Source organism: Psychroserpens mesophilus (assembly GCF_050617655.1).
Lineage (GTDB): Bacteria > Bacteroidota > Bacteroidia > Flavobacteriales > Flavobacteriaceae > Psychroserpens > Psychroserpens mesophilus_A.
On record NZ_JBODQC010000001.1, the window covers coordinates 200,033 to 215,515 of the forward strand.

Genomic DNA, 15,483 nt, shown 5'->3' on the forward strand with positions numbered 1-15,483 from the left:
TGAGTACTATTATTATTTAGTGGCTCAATATTTGAAGCCGAATACATAAACAACAATTATTAAATCAAACTCATGAAATATTTATATTTTACCTTGTTTTTTATTCCATTGAGCCTGTTCTCGCAACATAGTATCAATGGTACATTTACACCGAGTTCAGAATACACCTATGCGTTTTTATATCAGGCAACACCTACCAGTTCTGATTACATAGACAGAGCCAAAATTGATGATGAAGGCAATTTTACAATTCCCTTAGATGCTTCAGCAACTGCAGGCATATATAAAATTGTTTATGCGCTTCCTCCTGAAGACAATAATTTCAACCTCATTTATAACGGTAAAGAAAGTGTTTCCCTGATTTTTAGCTCAGATAAAGGTTTAGAATTTACAGATAGTAATGAGAATAAATTGTGGTCATCTTATACCAATAGCATGGAAATGGTAAACAGAACCATTAGCAATTATTACACTCAAGAAAGTACAGATAAAAAGGCATTTCAAGACATTTTTAAAACCCTGAAAAACACACAACTTGCGTTTGAAGACGCCTCAAAAGGCACTATGGCTTCTATATTTATTAAAGCAAATACACCTTATATCCCTGAGTCTTACGAAGATATAACAACCTACTCTTCAAACCTGAAACGTACGTTTTTATCTAATGTTGATTTTAATAATGCCTTACTACAAAGTTCTGATTTTTTAATTGATCGTGTATTAGCTTATATCTTCGGAATGAGTGAAAATACTTCTAACGAAACCTACAAACGAGATGTAGATCACGTGGTAAATAAGATTAGTGATGTTGATCTCGATACGAAAACAATGCTCCTGGAAATGGTTTGGAGTCGTTTTAGAGTTATGGATAATCAAGAATTGGCAAACTATATTTCTGACACCTATTTGATGGCTCTTAGCAAAGAAGGTAATTATTTAAGTTTAATTGAAGAACTTAAAACTTATCAAAACAATCAAATTGGTGATAAAGCTCAAAATTTTGACATAGCGATTACCAAAAATGGAACACCAGCAACCACTACGCTTCATGATTTAAATCTTGCTGAGCAATACTTAGTGATTTTTTGGAGCAGTACTTGCGGACATTGTTTTGATGAATTACCAAAAGTAAAAAAGATGCTCGCTTCAAAACCGAATATACAAGTCATTGCTATTGGACTTGAAGAGGAGTCAGAGGTCTGGGAACAATCCATTACTGAGTATACAGATTTTATACATGTGCTAGGTTTAGGTAAATGGAATAATCCAATAGCAAATGCTTATGGCGTTACCGCAACACCAACTTATGTGCTATTAAATGCAGACAAGATTATTACAGCTAAACCTTATGATTATGAAGCTTTAGAAGATGTTTTGAAGTAGTTATGTCTCAGATAACTATAGATTTCTTGACTACACTCAAAATGATGTGCATTTCAAAATATTGTGAGTTTATCAATACGACCGAAGTGGAGGAATCTTAAATACAAAAACTTTTTACTTAAATTAATATAGATTTCTCGACAAACTCGAAATGACAAAAAAAGCGCAACATTAAGTTACGCTTTTTTATGATTTAATATTGTTTAATCCATATGAGGAATACGTAATACCTGACCTGGATAAATCTTATCAGGATCTTTCAGCATTGGCTTATTAGCTTCAAAAATTACAGGATATTTCATTGCGTTGCCGTAATATTTTTTTGCTATTTTACCTAAAGTATCACCACTCACAACAGTGTGAAATTGTGCTTCAGGCTCTGTGTGTTCAACTGTCATTTGGTCATCAACTGTTGCTATTCCAGATGTATTCCCAACCACTAAGATAACTTTCTCTCGTGTTGCTTGGTCATAAGCCATTCCAGAGATTCTAGCCATATCATCATCTACAAACACCTTTAAATTTTCAACTTGTAATTGTAAATCGTTGATTGTTTCTTCCAAATTTCGTGCTGCTGCTTCCTCAATTCTTAATTCGTCAGCTGCTGCTTTTGCATTTGCTGCTGCTTTTGCTTCGGCAGCCTCTTCAGCGCTTGTTTTTCCAATTCCGAAAACTTTTGCACCTGCATCTTTGATAAATGAAAATAATCCCATACTATATTTTAGTTTTAGTGTTAATAATTTCTTGTTTAGGTTGAAGATAAAAAATATCTATGACATCTATGCCTTTAGACACCTTATATTTTAAAAAGTCACTATAGAAGAAAACGCCCAACTCAAATAAATGAGGTGGACGTTTTTAGAAACTAAATAACCAACCAAAATTTAGCTCCTTGTATTTACCCTTGGGTTATCTTTTTTAGCAGTTTTCTGCTTCCTTTTTTTAAGTTCATTTGTGCCTTTTAAGTTTCTGCCTTGGGCATCAGTCTCACGTAAAAACTGTATGTATCCTCTTCCTGTAAATTCATATATAGTATCAGATGTTGGATGATACAGTTGGATTCTTTGGTCATTTATAACGCTCAATTCAAAGAATTCATTGTCGAAAAAATCATAATCTAATGTTAATGTTTTTAAGTACATATTATTACTCATATTTCCAACACCATAAACTCCTGAATAATCCCAGTAAATGTTATATGGATTTCCGATGTTTACATCTTGAGAGCTTCTAAATTCAGAGTCATTGCCTCCTGCTAAAAACTGTAAATAGTTTTCACTATCAAATTCATTTAAAACTCCCATTTCACTGGTATATGTTTTTTCCCATGCTTCATATTCCTGCAGGAAATAATGAATGTTATCGTAAAAGACATAATCATAATCAAAATTTTGTCTCTGGTATCCATTTAAAAAATATGAAGTATCGTTAAATGGGTTATACAATTCGATGGTATTATTATCTATTTGATAGACATCAAAGGTTTCGTAACCGTCAATGTCATGATAGATGTCTAGAATCATATTGTATGCATCGTAAGTACCTACATCAACCCCAAATCCGTTACCTTGATTTCCAAAACCAACCAGATTATTATTTGCGTAAACAACTCCGTTTCTAAACGACACTGTAAATGCAATTTGAAGGAAAGGTGTTTCACCAGGACCTAAGGTTTGATTGATATCAACATACCATAATTCATAACTACCCAATAGCTGATTTAAAGAAATAGCTGATTGATTGTCAAAATCATTAACAATCACTTCTTCAGTATAACAAGACGTTAAAAGCAATGTTGATAAAGCAAAACCGAAAAATAGTTTTATGGTCTTCATAATCTTTAGTTTTTTTTGGGTTACTATTGTGTATAATCCAAAACACGTGCCAAAATTAAATGATGTGCTAATTGTTAATAATTACGATTCTCAAATAAGGTATGATTCAGAACATTGAAATTAGTTTTCAGAATGCATTTCTACCAAACTTCATGTGACTGTTATTATAACACTGAATAAAGTAATATTTTCATTATTTTTGAATAACTAAAATTTGAGGATATATTTATGAGTCAACCTTTAAAATATGCGGTTTTTGGAGCAGGAAGTTGGGCAACAGCAATTGTAAAGATGCTTTGTGAAAATTTAGACCAAGTTGGTTGGTACATGCGAAGCGTGTATACTAAGGAGCATTTACTAAAAGAACAGCATAATCCAAGTTATTTAAGTTCTGTAGAGTTTAAAATTGAACAACTTAAATTAAGTAATGACATTAATGAAATAGCTGATTGGGCAGACGTTTTAATTTTTGTAATACCCTCAGCTTTTATACATTCTGAATTAGAAAAATTAACTGTAGATATTTCTGAAAAAACAATTGTCTCTGCGGTAAAAGGCATAATGCCTCAGTCAGGATTATTAGTTGGAGAGCATTTTCATGACATCTATAACATTCCATTCGAAAACATTGCAGTGATTGCAGGACCTTGTCACGCTGAAGAAGTGGCATTAGAGCGATTATCGTATTTAACGATTTCCTGCGCAGATGCTAAAAAAGCACAATCCATTGCTGATGTATTATCGAGTGATTACATCAAAACCAAAATTAGCGATGATATTATTGGCACTGAATACGCGGTCATGCTGAAAAATATTTATGCTATTGCTGCTGGTATCGCTCACGGATTAGGTTATGGTGATAATTTTCAAAGCGTATTGATGAGTAATGCCATTCGTGAAATGAAGCGTTTTATCAAAAAAATGCACAAGATGAAACGAAACATTAATAATTCGGCTTATTTAGGTGATTTATTGGTGACTGGTTATTCTACATTTTCCCGTAATCGTATGTTTGGCAACATGATTGGTAAAGGCTATACTGTAAAATCAGCTCAAATGGAAATGAGTATGGTTGCCGAAGGGTATTATGCTACAAAAAGTGCGCACGAACTTAATATTAAAAACAAGAAAAAAACGCAATTACCTATAATTAATGCTGTTTATGAGATTTTATATGAGAATAAAGATCCTAAAAAAGTGTTTAAAAAACTAACTGATAAATTAGATTGATTTAAGGGTTATTAAGACGTTAATTTTTATGTTACCTGTAGCAACATCATAATGATCTAAAAAGATTACCGTATCATCACGTTCCTCATATTGACATATTCTACTACTTAACCAAAATACCTTTTAACTGCATCAAAGGAACGGTTTGAAGGGCTTTTGTATTGATGGTGTTTTTTCTAAACAAATACGTTTTATCCAACATCTGATTACCCTCAAAAAAGGTGACCTTAAACTCATTATTGAGCTTTAAAACATCATTTTGCATAAATTCTATCTTAGCATAGCTTCTTGCGGGCAATAACTTAATGGTATGACGCATTACTGGTGTAATTTTCTCTTCAGAATAGCCTTTTGACACAATTAAAACGGTTTCCAGATCAACATCTTTATTATTGATGATATAAGCGTTCCAATCTTCGGTTTTATATTCTGGGTGCTGTTCTTTAACTACTGTCACAAAAACATCTTCTACTTTAGGAATTTCAATATCTTTTCTCATCTCATTTCGTGTTTACTTCGAAATACTTTAATTTCGAAGCAAAAATAATTTTTTAAATACGATCCCTTTAATTCATGAAACATCTTTTTTTATTTTTTTCGCTTTTCAGCTTCAGTTTGGTTATTGCTCAAACTGAAAACCAATCTCAACTTACTATAGACCAAATCATGCAAGGCGAAGATTTTGTCGGTTATTTACCTACAGATATTCAATGGTCAGATACGAGTAAAACCATTTATTTTAGCTGGAATCCAGATAATGATACCATTCGTTCAACATATCGGGTCAATATCAACACCAAAACTATCGAAAAATTATCCTTTGAAGATTTGAAAGCAAAGACTGCTTCTGGTGTATATTCAAAAGATCACACACAAAAAGTATATGAAAAAAATGGAGATTTATTTTTACTGAACACTAATAGCTCTGAGATTAAACGTCTCACACATACGAATAAGCGAGAATCTAATCCACAGTTCTCAGGAGATGAAAAATCTATAATATTTCAGCAGGATAGTAATTTATTTCAATGGCATATTTCAGAAGGTACTTTAAAACAGCTCACTGATTTTAAATCGGGCAACAAAAAATCTGAATCTAAACTTGATGCACAAGACCAATGGCTCGAAGATGATCAATTACAATATTTTAACATTCTGGAAAAACGTAAAAATTCTAATGATGCTCAATCCTACAGACAAGAACAAATTCAATTTGATCGTCCAGAACCTGTTTATTTAGGTGATAAAAACCTATTTGGAATACAAATTTCTCCAGATTTAAAATATGTTATTTACCGACTCTATAAGGCTCCTAATGACAAAAACACAATCGTTCCCGATTATGTGACAGAAAGCGGTTATACCAATGACTTAAATGCACGACCAAAAGTGGGAGATGATCAATACACATATGAGTCATGGGTTTTAAACCTGGAAACAGGTAAACACTATCAGATTAAAACAGATACTATTGAAGGCATTAAAGATAAACCAGCATATTTAAAAGATTATGCTGAAAATGCTTCAGAGTATCAAGACACCTACGAAAACCCAAGAGAAGTTGAAATAGGCAATCCTATTTTTTCTGAAGATGGAAAAGCGATAATAAACATCACCTCCATAGACCATAAAGACCGTTGGATTATGATGATTGATCTATCTGATGGTAGTTTGAATTTAATAGACAGACAGCATGACGATGCCTGGATTGGCGGACCAGGAATTGGCTGGTTTTCCCGTCCTGAAATGGGTTGGATCGACCAAAACAATATATGGTTTAAATCTGAAAAAACGGGTTACGCGCATTTATACAGTGCTAACATAAATAACGGAAAAATTAAAGCATTAACTCAAGGTGATTTTGAAATTTTAGGTGTGAACTTATCTAAAGACAACAAAACATTCTTCATTACCAGTAATAAAGTAAGTCCACATCAACATCATTTTTATCACTTACCATCTAAAGGCGGAACAATGAAGCAAATAACGTCTAAAACTGGTGGTCATGAAGTTACTGTTTCACCAGATGAAAAACATTTGGCTGTAAGGTACTCCTATTCTAATAAACCTTGGGAGTTGTATGTGATGCCAAACAAAGCAGGAGCAGAAATGACACAATTGACTGAGTCGACAACTGAAGCTTTTAAAGCCTACAATTGGACAGATTCAGAGATTATTAATTTTACTGCAAGAGATGGTGTACAAGTTCCGGCAACCTTATATAAACCAAATCCAGACAAAAAAAATAATGCTGCTATTATATTTGTTCATGGCGCAGGTTATAAACAAAATGTTCATCAATGGTGGCCAGATTACTACAGAGAATACATGTTTCATAACTTTCTAGCTGATAATGGCTATACCGTTTTAGCGATAGATTTTAGAGCCAGTGAAGGTTACGGTCGTGATTGGCGAACAGCCATCTATCGTCATATGGGAGGGCAAGATTTAGATGACCAAGTCGATGGTGCTCAATATTTGGTTGAAAATCATAATATAGATAAAGACAGATTAGGAATTTATGGTGGCTCTTATGGTGGATTTATTACGCTAATGGCTATGTTTACTTCACCAGACACCTTTAAAAGTGGTGCTGCATTACGCTCGGTTACAGATTGGGCGCATTACAATCATGGTTATACCTCTCCTATTTTAAACACACCTGTTGAAGACCCAAAAGCATATCAACGTAGTTCTCCGATTTATTTTGCTGAAGGTCTAAAAGGTCATTTACTGATGCTCCACGGAATGATTGATACAAACGTCCATTTTCAAGATGTGGTTCGACTTTCACAACGTTTGATAGAATTAAAAAAAGAAAATTGGGAATTAGCCGTTTTTCCATTAGAAGGTCATGGCTTTGTCGAAGCTTCAAGCTGGTCTGACGAATACCGAAGAATTTTTAAATTGTTTCAAGAAACTCTAAACTAACAAACAACAAAGGCGTTATTACAATAGCGCCTTTTTTTAGGTTTATAAAGCAGATTTAAACTGCTCTAAGAACCGTACATCGTTTTCACTTAATAAGCGAATATCGCTAATCTGGTGAAGCAGTAAAGCAATACGGTCAATTCCCATTCCGAATGCGAAACCTGAATATTCTTTAGAATCAATACCACAATTTTCTAAAACATTTGGATCTACCATACCGCAACCCATTATTTCTAACCAACCTGTTCCTTTGGTCATTTTATAATCTGTTTCGGTCTCTAAACCCCAATACACATCTACCTCAGCACTTGGTTCGGTAAATGGAAAGTAGGAAGGACGTAAGCGAATTTTAGATTTCCCAAACATTTCGGTTGTGAAGTATTGGAGAGTTTGTTTTAAATCGGCAAAACTCACATCTTTATCTATGTATAAGCCTTCTACCTGATGAAAAAAGCAGTGTGAACGTGCTGAAATTGCTTCATTACGAAACACGCGACCAGGTGATATGGTTCTTATAGGTGGCTTGTTGTTTTCCATATAACGAACCTGCACAGAACTGGTATGTGTACGTAACAACACATCAGGATTTGTTTGAATGAAAAACGTATCCTGCATGTCGCGAGCTGGATGATATTCTGGCAAATTTAAAGCTGTAAAATTATGCCAATCATCTTCGATTTCTGGACCTTCACTCACATTAAATCCGATACGGGAAAAGATATCTATAATTTGGTTTTTTACAATAGAAATTGGATGGCGCGCACCAATTTCAATTGGCTCACCTGGACGAGATAAATCACCATAAATGCCAGCTGTTTCCTCTTTACTTTCGAGTTCTTCTTTTAAAGTATTTACCTTTTCTTCAGCTGTTTTTTTAAGCTGATTGATGGTTTGTCCAAACTCTTTCTTTTGTTCGTTAGCTACATTTTTAAACTCAGCAAAATAGTCGTTAAGCAATCCTTTTTTACCCAAATACTTGATACGAAATGCCTCAACCTCTTCTTTAGATTGTGCTTTAAAAGCTTCGGCTTCTGCTATGAGTTCTTTTATCTTATCTATCATGACTACTAAAAATGAATGGCAAATTTATGAATTTTATCGAGATTTGCGTTAGCGATTGTAATGGAAATCCTTTTGCTTTTTAGCAAAAGATTGTATTGAAAAGCGCGACCCTTGTGGTAACGCCCAAAACTTAATCAATAAACTTTGTCTCTACAAAATAGTTAACGATAGCATCTTTCATTAAAACACTTTGCTCGCCTGCTTTTAAAGTAGGTAATTGGGCTTTAACTTTGTAATGTGGCCAACCATCTTCGTCTACAAAATCGAATTCATAATAGCCATAAGGAGATAATAATTTGCAGATGGCAATATGCATCAAATCAATTTTATGGTCTTTTTTGAATTTACGATCAAACTGTCCTAATTCCTGAACTCCAATTAAATATATAATAGCGTCTAAATCTAACAGGTCTCCATCTGAAAATTGAGTTGATAATTTTTTTACTACCAAATCCCATCGTTCTTTTAATTGTTCGTCTCTTGCCATAGTATTTCCTTTTCCTTCAATTGAAACGTTTTAAATTCCAATTTGCAAAGTTAGTAAACTATAAGCTCTTGTAAAGCGTTATTAGTTTAAAATGAGAAAATTTATGTACGTTTGTCAAAATTGAAACACGATGGCTTTAATTGATATCATTCTAGGTTCAGCTTTACTTTTCGGACTCGTAAGAGGTTTTATAAAAGGGCTTTTTGTTGAAGTTGCATCTCTGGTAGCTTTGATTGCTGGTGTTTATGGTGCCATCCATTTTAGTGATTTTGCTGCAGAATTCTTAAACAGCAAATTAGATTGGGATGAAAAATACATCAATATTGTAGCTTTTGCAATTACGTTTGTGATTATCGTTTTAGTTATTGCTCTCGCTGGTAAAGCACTCACCAAATTAGCAAACTTTGCTGCCTTAGGTATTTTAAACAAGCTTCTAGGTGGTGTTTTTGGCGTTTTAAAAATTGGTTTGATTTTAAGTGTATTATTGATTGTTTTTAATACGATGAATGATAGTATTCCGTTTGCAGATGAGAAAGGCTTGAAAGATTCTGTATTATATGAGCCTGTTAAAGGGTTGGCACCAATGTTATTTCCAAGTATTTTAAATAAAGGAAAAGAAGACTCAGCTACCACTTCTAATGAGGAAGCTATTTAACACTAAAGATTTACAAGGTTTTAAAAACTTCTCAGGTCATAAATTCTTAATCTAAGTGATAAATTTCCATGATATCTGTTAGATATTTTTCAAAATCTATTTTCAAATCGATGAGTTTTCCTGTATGAACATCGAAAACCCAACCATGCACTTTTAAACCTCTATCTCTATATGCTTTTTGTACCGCAGCCGTTTTGATTAAATTAACACATTGTTCTTGAACATTGAGTTCGACTAAACGATCATATTTTTTATCTTCATCGTTAATAGCATTAAGTTCGTCACGATGGATTCTATACACATCTCTAATATTGCGCAACCAACCATTAAGCACTCCTAAGTCTGCTGACTGCATTGCCGCTTTTACGCCTCCACAAGCATAATGTCCACACACCACAACATGATTAACTTTTAAGTGTGTTACAGCGTAATCAACTACAGACATAGCATTTAAATCTGTACCTATAACCATGTTTGCTATATTTCTGTGAACAAAAACATCTCCAGGACCAAGTCCCATTAAATCTTCAGCAGTTACTCTACTATCTGAACAACCTATGTATAATAATTCGGGTGTCTGACCTTTTCCCAGATTCTCAAAATAATTGAAATCAACAGCTAATTTAGCTTTGATCCATTTTTTATTATTTTCAAATACATTTTCTATATTCATAATTTTAATTTTAAACCCTATGAATTTTATTAGTATTTATCTTTTACATTGTCTTTAACCCACTTCAAACATGTTTTAAAATCTTTAAAAATATGTTCATTAGGTATGAGATCTGGAATAATATCAATACGTTCCATCATATATCGAGGTTGTTTTAGTAATCCTACAAACAGAACATTGATTTTATATTTTTGTAATTCCAGAAGCATGTCTTCCATAGCATATAAACCCGATTGATCCATATATTGCATACGTCCTAATCGTAGAATTACAGTTGTTGCGGTTGGAGGAATTTGAAGTGTTAATGCTTGAAAATCGCTAGTCGAACCAAAAAACAGTGGTCCTTTTAAGTGCTTGATAAACACTTCTTCTTTTAAATTTGAAGGGAAACTACCTTCGTCATCCCAGGCTTCTTCTTTTAGTGATTTAACGTCTGATCGTTCTGCTGTAATATCTCCAATTTTCTTCATAAACATTAAAGAAGCAATCACTAAACCAATACCTACAGCATAGATTAAATCCCAAAATGTAGATAGGAGTAAAACGGTCATCATGATTAACACTTCTGAACTTAATTTAATTGGACCTAACTTAATATCTTTTGGCAAACTTGGTATAGCTTTTAGACCTTTGTAGTCCATTACTCCAATGCCAACAGTAATTAATATTCCTGCTAAAACTGCAGCAGGAATTTTAGAGGCAATTGGTCCTAAGCCTAATAAAATAATTAAAAGCATAATACCAGCAATCATTCCAGAGAGTTTTGTTTTACCTCCTGCATTAATATTCACAACCGTTCTAATGGTAGCTCCTGCTCCAGGAAGCCCACCAAAGACTGCAGCAATACTGTTACCAATACCTTGACCTACTAATTCTTTATTAGGCTTGTGTTTTGTTTTGGTCATATTATCGGCTACAACACTAGTTAATAAGGAATCTATGGCTCCAAGCAATGCTAATGTTAGAGCTGTAAAAATATAAGGTGTGACGCTTCCAAGACTAAAATTAGAAAACATTTCTAATCTTGGCATTGGGATTCCTGTTGGGATTTCTTCGATAGGTCTATAATTTAACCCAAAGCCCACAGCAATACCAGACATAACAATTAGTGCAACTAATGAGCTTGGTATTTTTTTTGTGATTCGTTTAAACCCAAAAACAATGATTATAGTCCCTGAGGCAAGAAGTACTTCTAACCAATTAATATTTTTTATGGCTCTAGGTATAACTTTTAAAGCACCAAAGGCTCCAGAAGCTTCTTTTGCTGCAAGTGTTTGAGACTCCTTTAATATGTTATCTTGGGAGATTTCATTAGAGCGTCTTATCGTTTCTTTAAAATTTTCAAGTACTAAAATCCCTTCACCTGCTTCTTCTTTCAATATATTTTCTAAAATAACTTCCTCAGCTTGAGGTTTAAATTGTTCAACAAACACCGTATCTTCTTTTGGGTAATATCCTAATGAAGGTAAAATTTGAGTGATAATGATAATTAGTCCAATAGCTGTCATAAATCCGGAAACTACTGGATATGGAATATACCTTATGTATTTTCCTAAACCTATAGCTCCTAGCCCAATTTGCATTAAACCTGCTAATAAAAAAACGGTAAGAATTGCAGGCAAAGCCTTGTCTATATCACCATCATTTGCAGCTATAATACCTGCAATTACAATCATGCTTACAGCAGTCATTGGTGCTGTAGGACCAGAAATTTGAGTTGGTGTACCTCCAAACAATGCAGCAAAGAAACTTATAAAAATCGCGCCATATAATCCAGCACTTGGACCAAGACCAGACGACACACCAAACGCCAAGGCTAATGGCAAAGCAACAATTCCAGCTGTGATTCCTCCAAAAGCATCCCCTTTTATATTAGAAAATAAATTTTTCATATGTTTAATTTAGTTTATAATGAAAATAAGACTTTTTATGTTAAAATAAAGTTCCTGCTTAACTTATAACCTTTAATTAACAATTACAAGAATATGCTCTATTATTAAGATACAATGTAAATTATAATCTTAAAAAGCATTGCTGTTAACAATGCTTTTTAAATATAGTATTTATTTGATTATGTTTTATTCAAAAAAATCAACAACACCAGAGTTTACATCGTACATAGCGCCTATAATTTTGATTTCATTATTTTTTTCCATTTCTGAAAGTATTGGGCTTTCTGCGTGAATTCTGTCAATAGTCAATTCTACATTTTTCTTAGAGACTTCATCCACAAAATCTAGATTTTTAGAGTTTCTTAGGCTTTCATCTTTAGGTTCAGTTACGGCATTTACAGCTGGTGCTATTTTTTGAATTAATTTTGTTAGGTTACCCATTTCTGCGTGATCACAAGCACCTTTAACTGCACCACAACTTGTATGGCCTAAAACCACAATTAGTTTTGTTCCGGCCAGTTTAGATGCAAATTCCATACTCCCTAAAATGTCTTCATTTACAAAATTTCCTGCGATACGAACGCTAAAAATATCTCCTAATCCTTGGTCAAAAACCAATTCTGCTGATACTCTAGAATCAATACAGCTTAAAATAGTTGCAAAAGGAAACTGTCCTTCACTAGTATCATTAACTTGTTCTAACAAATTTCTGTTTGCTTTTAAATTGTTTTGGAACCTTACGTTTCCTTCCTTTAAATATTGTAATGACTTTTGAGGTGTCATTGTTGCTTGTGTTTCTCTCGTGTGTGCTTTCATATCTTATGTTTTACGTTTTATTAAAATTATTTTATTAGGCTTTTGAAACTAATAACGAAATGTTCAACTTGCTAACCACTTCTTTTAATGGTATATTCATTGTGTTTTTTGTTGTGGCATCATTCCTATCTACGCATAATAAGTTAATATTATTTTTTAATAAATAGGAAGAAAGTGTTGTCATCGTATTAGCATTTTGTTCAAAAACATACTCTACGACTTGTTCTTTATGTTGAGCTGTTGTTTTTATGATTTCTTCTTGACTGCTAACAATTTTGAAAGATTTTAAAGGTGTATTGGAATGTGTTATTAAATCTTTAGAAAATGTCGTGTTAAAGATTTTATCAGAACCATTAAAAATCCCCAAAGTCATTTTTTCATCTGGTATTAAACCATTTTTATGTCCTGAAATCATTATACTTCCTTTAAACTCTTTTAAGATAAATCGTGTTATACTATCTCCTATAAGCTGAAGAGGATTTGAATTCCGCTGTCCTAAAACTATAATATCTGGATTATAAAGTTCGATTTGATTACGAATTTCTTCTTTCACTTTTCCAAATGAATAACTACCTTGGATTGTCACATCGTAATCTTTAGAAATTGTTTTCACCAATGCTTCAATTTCTTTTTTGGTATTATTATGTTCTTCATTCAGGGTTCTAATTGCAGATAATTGATTCTCTCTATCTACAATTTCAGTGTGATTTTTAACATGAAATACTGCTATTTCTGCGTCAATCATCTTTGCTAAACTCACACTACTTTTTAAAATAGCACCTGTTGTTTTTTTCAAATCTGAAAGTACTAATATTTTATAGGTATGATCTTTCATAGTGTCTTAACTTAAACTGATACTAGATTTAGGTCTTAACTGAAAGAATTCTATAAAACTTGGTGGATTTTCAACAACACCACGTTTAGATATCAATTTGATGTCAATATTTCTTTCTTTTGCTTTAAAAGCAAAATCTTCTAATATTTCAACAATATCATAATCCAGATATCTTGTTTTAGTCACATCAAATTCTAAATAGGTATCTCTTGGCAAACTATCTAACTCCTTTAAAATTGCACCTTTGTTAAAGAATGTTACCTCTTCAGCAAGCTCCATTTTAATTCTATGTTTTCCATTACTCTTGTCTTCTATATGAAGAAAATGAGAATTTTGGTAACTCTTTAATAGTATCACCACAATTCCTACTAATAGACCTAAACCAATACCAACTAATAAATCTGTGAACACAATTCCTACGACCGTTACAAAAAACGGAACAGATTGTTTCCATCCTAATTTATACATTTTCATAAATAATGCTGGTTTTGCTAGTTTATAACCAACAATCAATAAAATTGCAGCTAGTACAGACAAAGGAATTTTATTCAGTAATGTAGGAATTAAAATCACAGATATTAATAATAAAAATCCGTGAATAATAGCAGACATTTTACTTTTTCCACCAGATTGAATATTAGCAGAACTTCTAACAATTACTTGCGTTATTGGAAGTCCGCCAATTAATCCTGATAATATATTACCTGTTCCTTGAGCTAATAATTCTCTATTTGTAGGTGTCACATTTTTATTTGGATCTAGCTTATCTGTTGCTTCTACACAAAGTAGTGTTTCTAAACTTGCCACCAAAGCAATTGTGAAAGCAACGACCCATATTTCAGGGTTTGTAATCGCTGAAAAATTAGGGAAACTAAACTGTCCGATAAAAGAATCAAAATCATCTGGAACAGGTACACTCACTAAATGTGATTCTGCAATAGAAAAGGTCTCATTAGATTGAGTTACTACGAAAAAAATGATTCCTGCTACAACAGCTACTAAAGGTCCCTGAATAATTTGAAAAATTTTAGCTTTTTTAGCTAAAACATTACTCCACAATAATAAAATAGCTAATGCTATAAAGCCAATAATCATGGATCCTAATATGACGTTATCAAAAATATTCCAAATTGCTGAAAACGTATTTTCACCAGACATCTCTATAAAACTGTCTGCACCTTCTGGTTCTGCATCATAACCAAAAAAGTGAGGGATTTGTTTAAGGATAATGATGATACCAATCCCTGTTAACATTCCTTTAATTACAGACGATGGAAAGTAGTATCCAATAATTCCTGCTTTAAGCAAACCAAAAATTAATTGAATAATTCCACCTAAAACAACAGCAACCAAAAAGTTTTCATAACCCCCTAAAGTACCTATTGCTGTTAGTACAATTGCTGCAAGTCCTGCAGCAGGACCACTAACTCCAATTTTAGAGCCACTTAAGGCTCCTACTACAATACCACCTACAATTCCTGCTATAAGGCCAGAAAAAAGAGGTGCTCCACTCGCTAATGCAATACCTAAACATAAAGGTAATGCGACAAAAAACACGACTATACTAGCTGGTAAGTCGCTCTTAATAGTTTTAAACATATATAAATAAGTTGTTCTTTTAATCGGGATGATTAAAAGTGATTTAATAATAATTTAAGGCTAACTCAATAGCCAAATAACCGAC

The 15,483-nt window shown here is 33.0% G+C and carries 14 protein-coding genes; 4 read left to right on the plus strand and 10 right to left on the minus strand.

The window, feature by feature from the left end:
* Window positions 1-72 precede the first annotated feature (72 nt).
* Window positions 73-1,383: a TlpA family protein disulfide reductase gene (locus ACRHNM_RS00835; protein ID WP_431132690.1), complete on the plus strand. Its 1,311-nt coding sequence runs from the start codon at window positions 73-75 to the stop codon at window positions 1,381-1,383.
* Between the two features lie 203 nt (window positions 1,384-1,586).
* On the opposite strand, the gene lysM is transcribed toward ACRHNM_RS00835, so the two are convergent.
* The gene (lysM, locus tag ACRHNM_RS00840; RefSeq protein ID WP_431132692.1) at window positions 1,587-2,096 is read right to left on the minus strand and encodes a peptidoglycan-binding protein LysM; all 510 of its coding nucleotides are present in this window, start codon (window positions 2,094-2,096) and stop codon (window positions 1,587-1,589) included.
* A gap of 171 nt (window positions 2,097-2,267) precedes the next feature.
* Complete coding sequence (locus ACRHNM_RS00845) at window positions 2,268-3,218, minus strand: nicotinic acid mononucleotide adenyltransferase (protein WP_431132694.1); 951 nt, start codon at window positions 3,216-3,218, stop codon at window positions 2,268-2,270.
* 228 nt (window positions 3,219-3,446) lie between these two features.
* On the opposite strand from ACRHNM_RS00845, the gene ACRHNM_RS00850 reads away from it, so the two are divergent.
* Window positions 3,447-4,448, plus strand: coding sequence for an NAD(P)H-dependent glycerol-3-phosphate dehydrogenase (locus tag ACRHNM_RS00850; protein ID WP_431132696.1), 1,002 nt, complete (start codon window positions 3,447-3,449; stop codon window positions 4,446-4,448).
* A 103-nt stretch (window positions 4,449-4,551) separates the two neighbouring features.
* Here the strand turns inward: ACRHNM_RS00850 and ACRHNM_RS00855 are convergent, their stop codons facing one another.
* Window positions 4,552-4,947, minus strand: coding sequence for a hypothetical protein (locus tag ACRHNM_RS00855; RefSeq protein ID WP_431132698.1), 396 nt, complete (start codon window positions 4,945-4,947; stop codon window positions 4,552-4,554).
* A 74-nt stretch (window positions 4,948-5,021) separates the two neighbouring features.
* Here ACRHNM_RS00855 and ACRHNM_RS00860 point away from each other — a divergent pair, with 74 nt between their 5' ends.
* Window positions 5,022-7,379 carry an alpha/beta fold hydrolase gene (locus tag ACRHNM_RS00860; protein ID WP_431132700.1) on the plus strand — a complete coding sequence of 786 codons (2,358 nt, stop codon included), beginning with the start codon at window positions 5,022-5,024 and terminating at the stop codon, window positions 7,377-7,379.
* Between the two features lie 42 nt (window positions 7,380-7,421).
* Here ACRHNM_RS00860 and pheS read toward each other — a convergent pair whose 3' ends face one another.
* Together pheS and ACRHNM_RS00870 are read right to left on the minus strand one after the other, a co-directional pair.
* On the minus strand, window positions 7,422-8,441 hold the full coding sequence (gene pheS / locus ACRHNM_RS00865) for a phenylalanine--tRNA ligase subunit alpha (RefSeq protein ID WP_431132702.1): 1,020 nt from the start codon (window positions 8,439-8,441) through the stop codon (window positions 7,422-7,424).
* 130 nt (window positions 8,442-8,571) lie between these two features.
* Window positions 8,572-8,928 (minus strand): hypothetical protein, encoded by a 357-nt coding sequence (locus tag ACRHNM_RS00870; RefSeq protein ID WP_431132703.1) that lies wholly within the window; start codon window positions 8,926-8,928, stop codon window positions 8,572-8,574.
* 130 nt (window positions 8,929-9,058) lie between these two features.
* Here ACRHNM_RS00870 and ACRHNM_RS00875 point away from each other — a divergent pair, with 130 nt between their 5' ends.
* The gene (locus tag ACRHNM_RS00875; protein WP_431132705.1) at window positions 9,059-9,583 is read left to right on the plus strand and encodes a CvpA family protein; all 525 of its coding nucleotides are present in this window, start codon (window positions 9,059-9,061) and stop codon (window positions 9,581-9,583) included.
* Window positions 9,584-9,629: 46 nt separating this feature from the next.
* On the opposite strand, the gene ACRHNM_RS00880 is transcribed toward ACRHNM_RS00875, so the two are convergent.
* From ACRHNM_RS00880 to ACRHNM_RS00900, 5 genes are all read right to left on the minus strand, one after another.
* Window positions 9,630-10,256 carry a carbonic anhydrase gene (locus tag ACRHNM_RS00880; RefSeq protein ID WP_431132707.1) on the minus strand — a complete coding sequence of 209 codons (627 nt, stop codon included), beginning with the start codon at window positions 10,254-10,256 and terminating at the stop codon, window positions 9,630-9,632.
* A gap of 29 nt (window positions 10,257-10,285) precedes the next feature.
* Complete coding sequence (locus tag ACRHNM_RS00885; RefSeq protein ID WP_431132709.1) at window positions 10,286-12,148, minus strand: SulP family inorganic anion transporter; 1,863 nt, start codon at window positions 12,146-12,148, stop codon at window positions 10,286-10,288.
* A gap of 186 nt (window positions 12,149-12,334) precedes the next feature.
* Window positions 12,335-12,964, minus strand: a complete 630-nt coding sequence (locus ACRHNM_RS00890) for a carbonic anhydrase family protein (RefSeq protein WP_431132711.1) — start codon at window positions 12,962-12,964, stop codon at window positions 12,335-12,337.
* Between the two features lie 34 nt (window positions 12,965-12,998).
* Window positions 12,999-13,799 carry a universal stress protein gene (locus ACRHNM_RS00895; RefSeq protein ID WP_431132713.1) on the minus strand — a complete coding sequence of 267 codons (801 nt, stop codon included), beginning with the start codon at window positions 13,797-13,799 and terminating at the stop codon, window positions 12,999-13,001.
* Between the two features lie 6 nt (window positions 13,800-13,805).
* Window positions 13,806-15,398, minus strand: coding sequence for a SulP family inorganic anion transporter (locus ACRHNM_RS00900; protein ID WP_431132715.1), 1,593 nt, complete (start codon window positions 15,396-15,398; stop codon window positions 13,806-13,808).
* Window positions 15,399-15,483 lie beyond the last annotated feature (85 nt).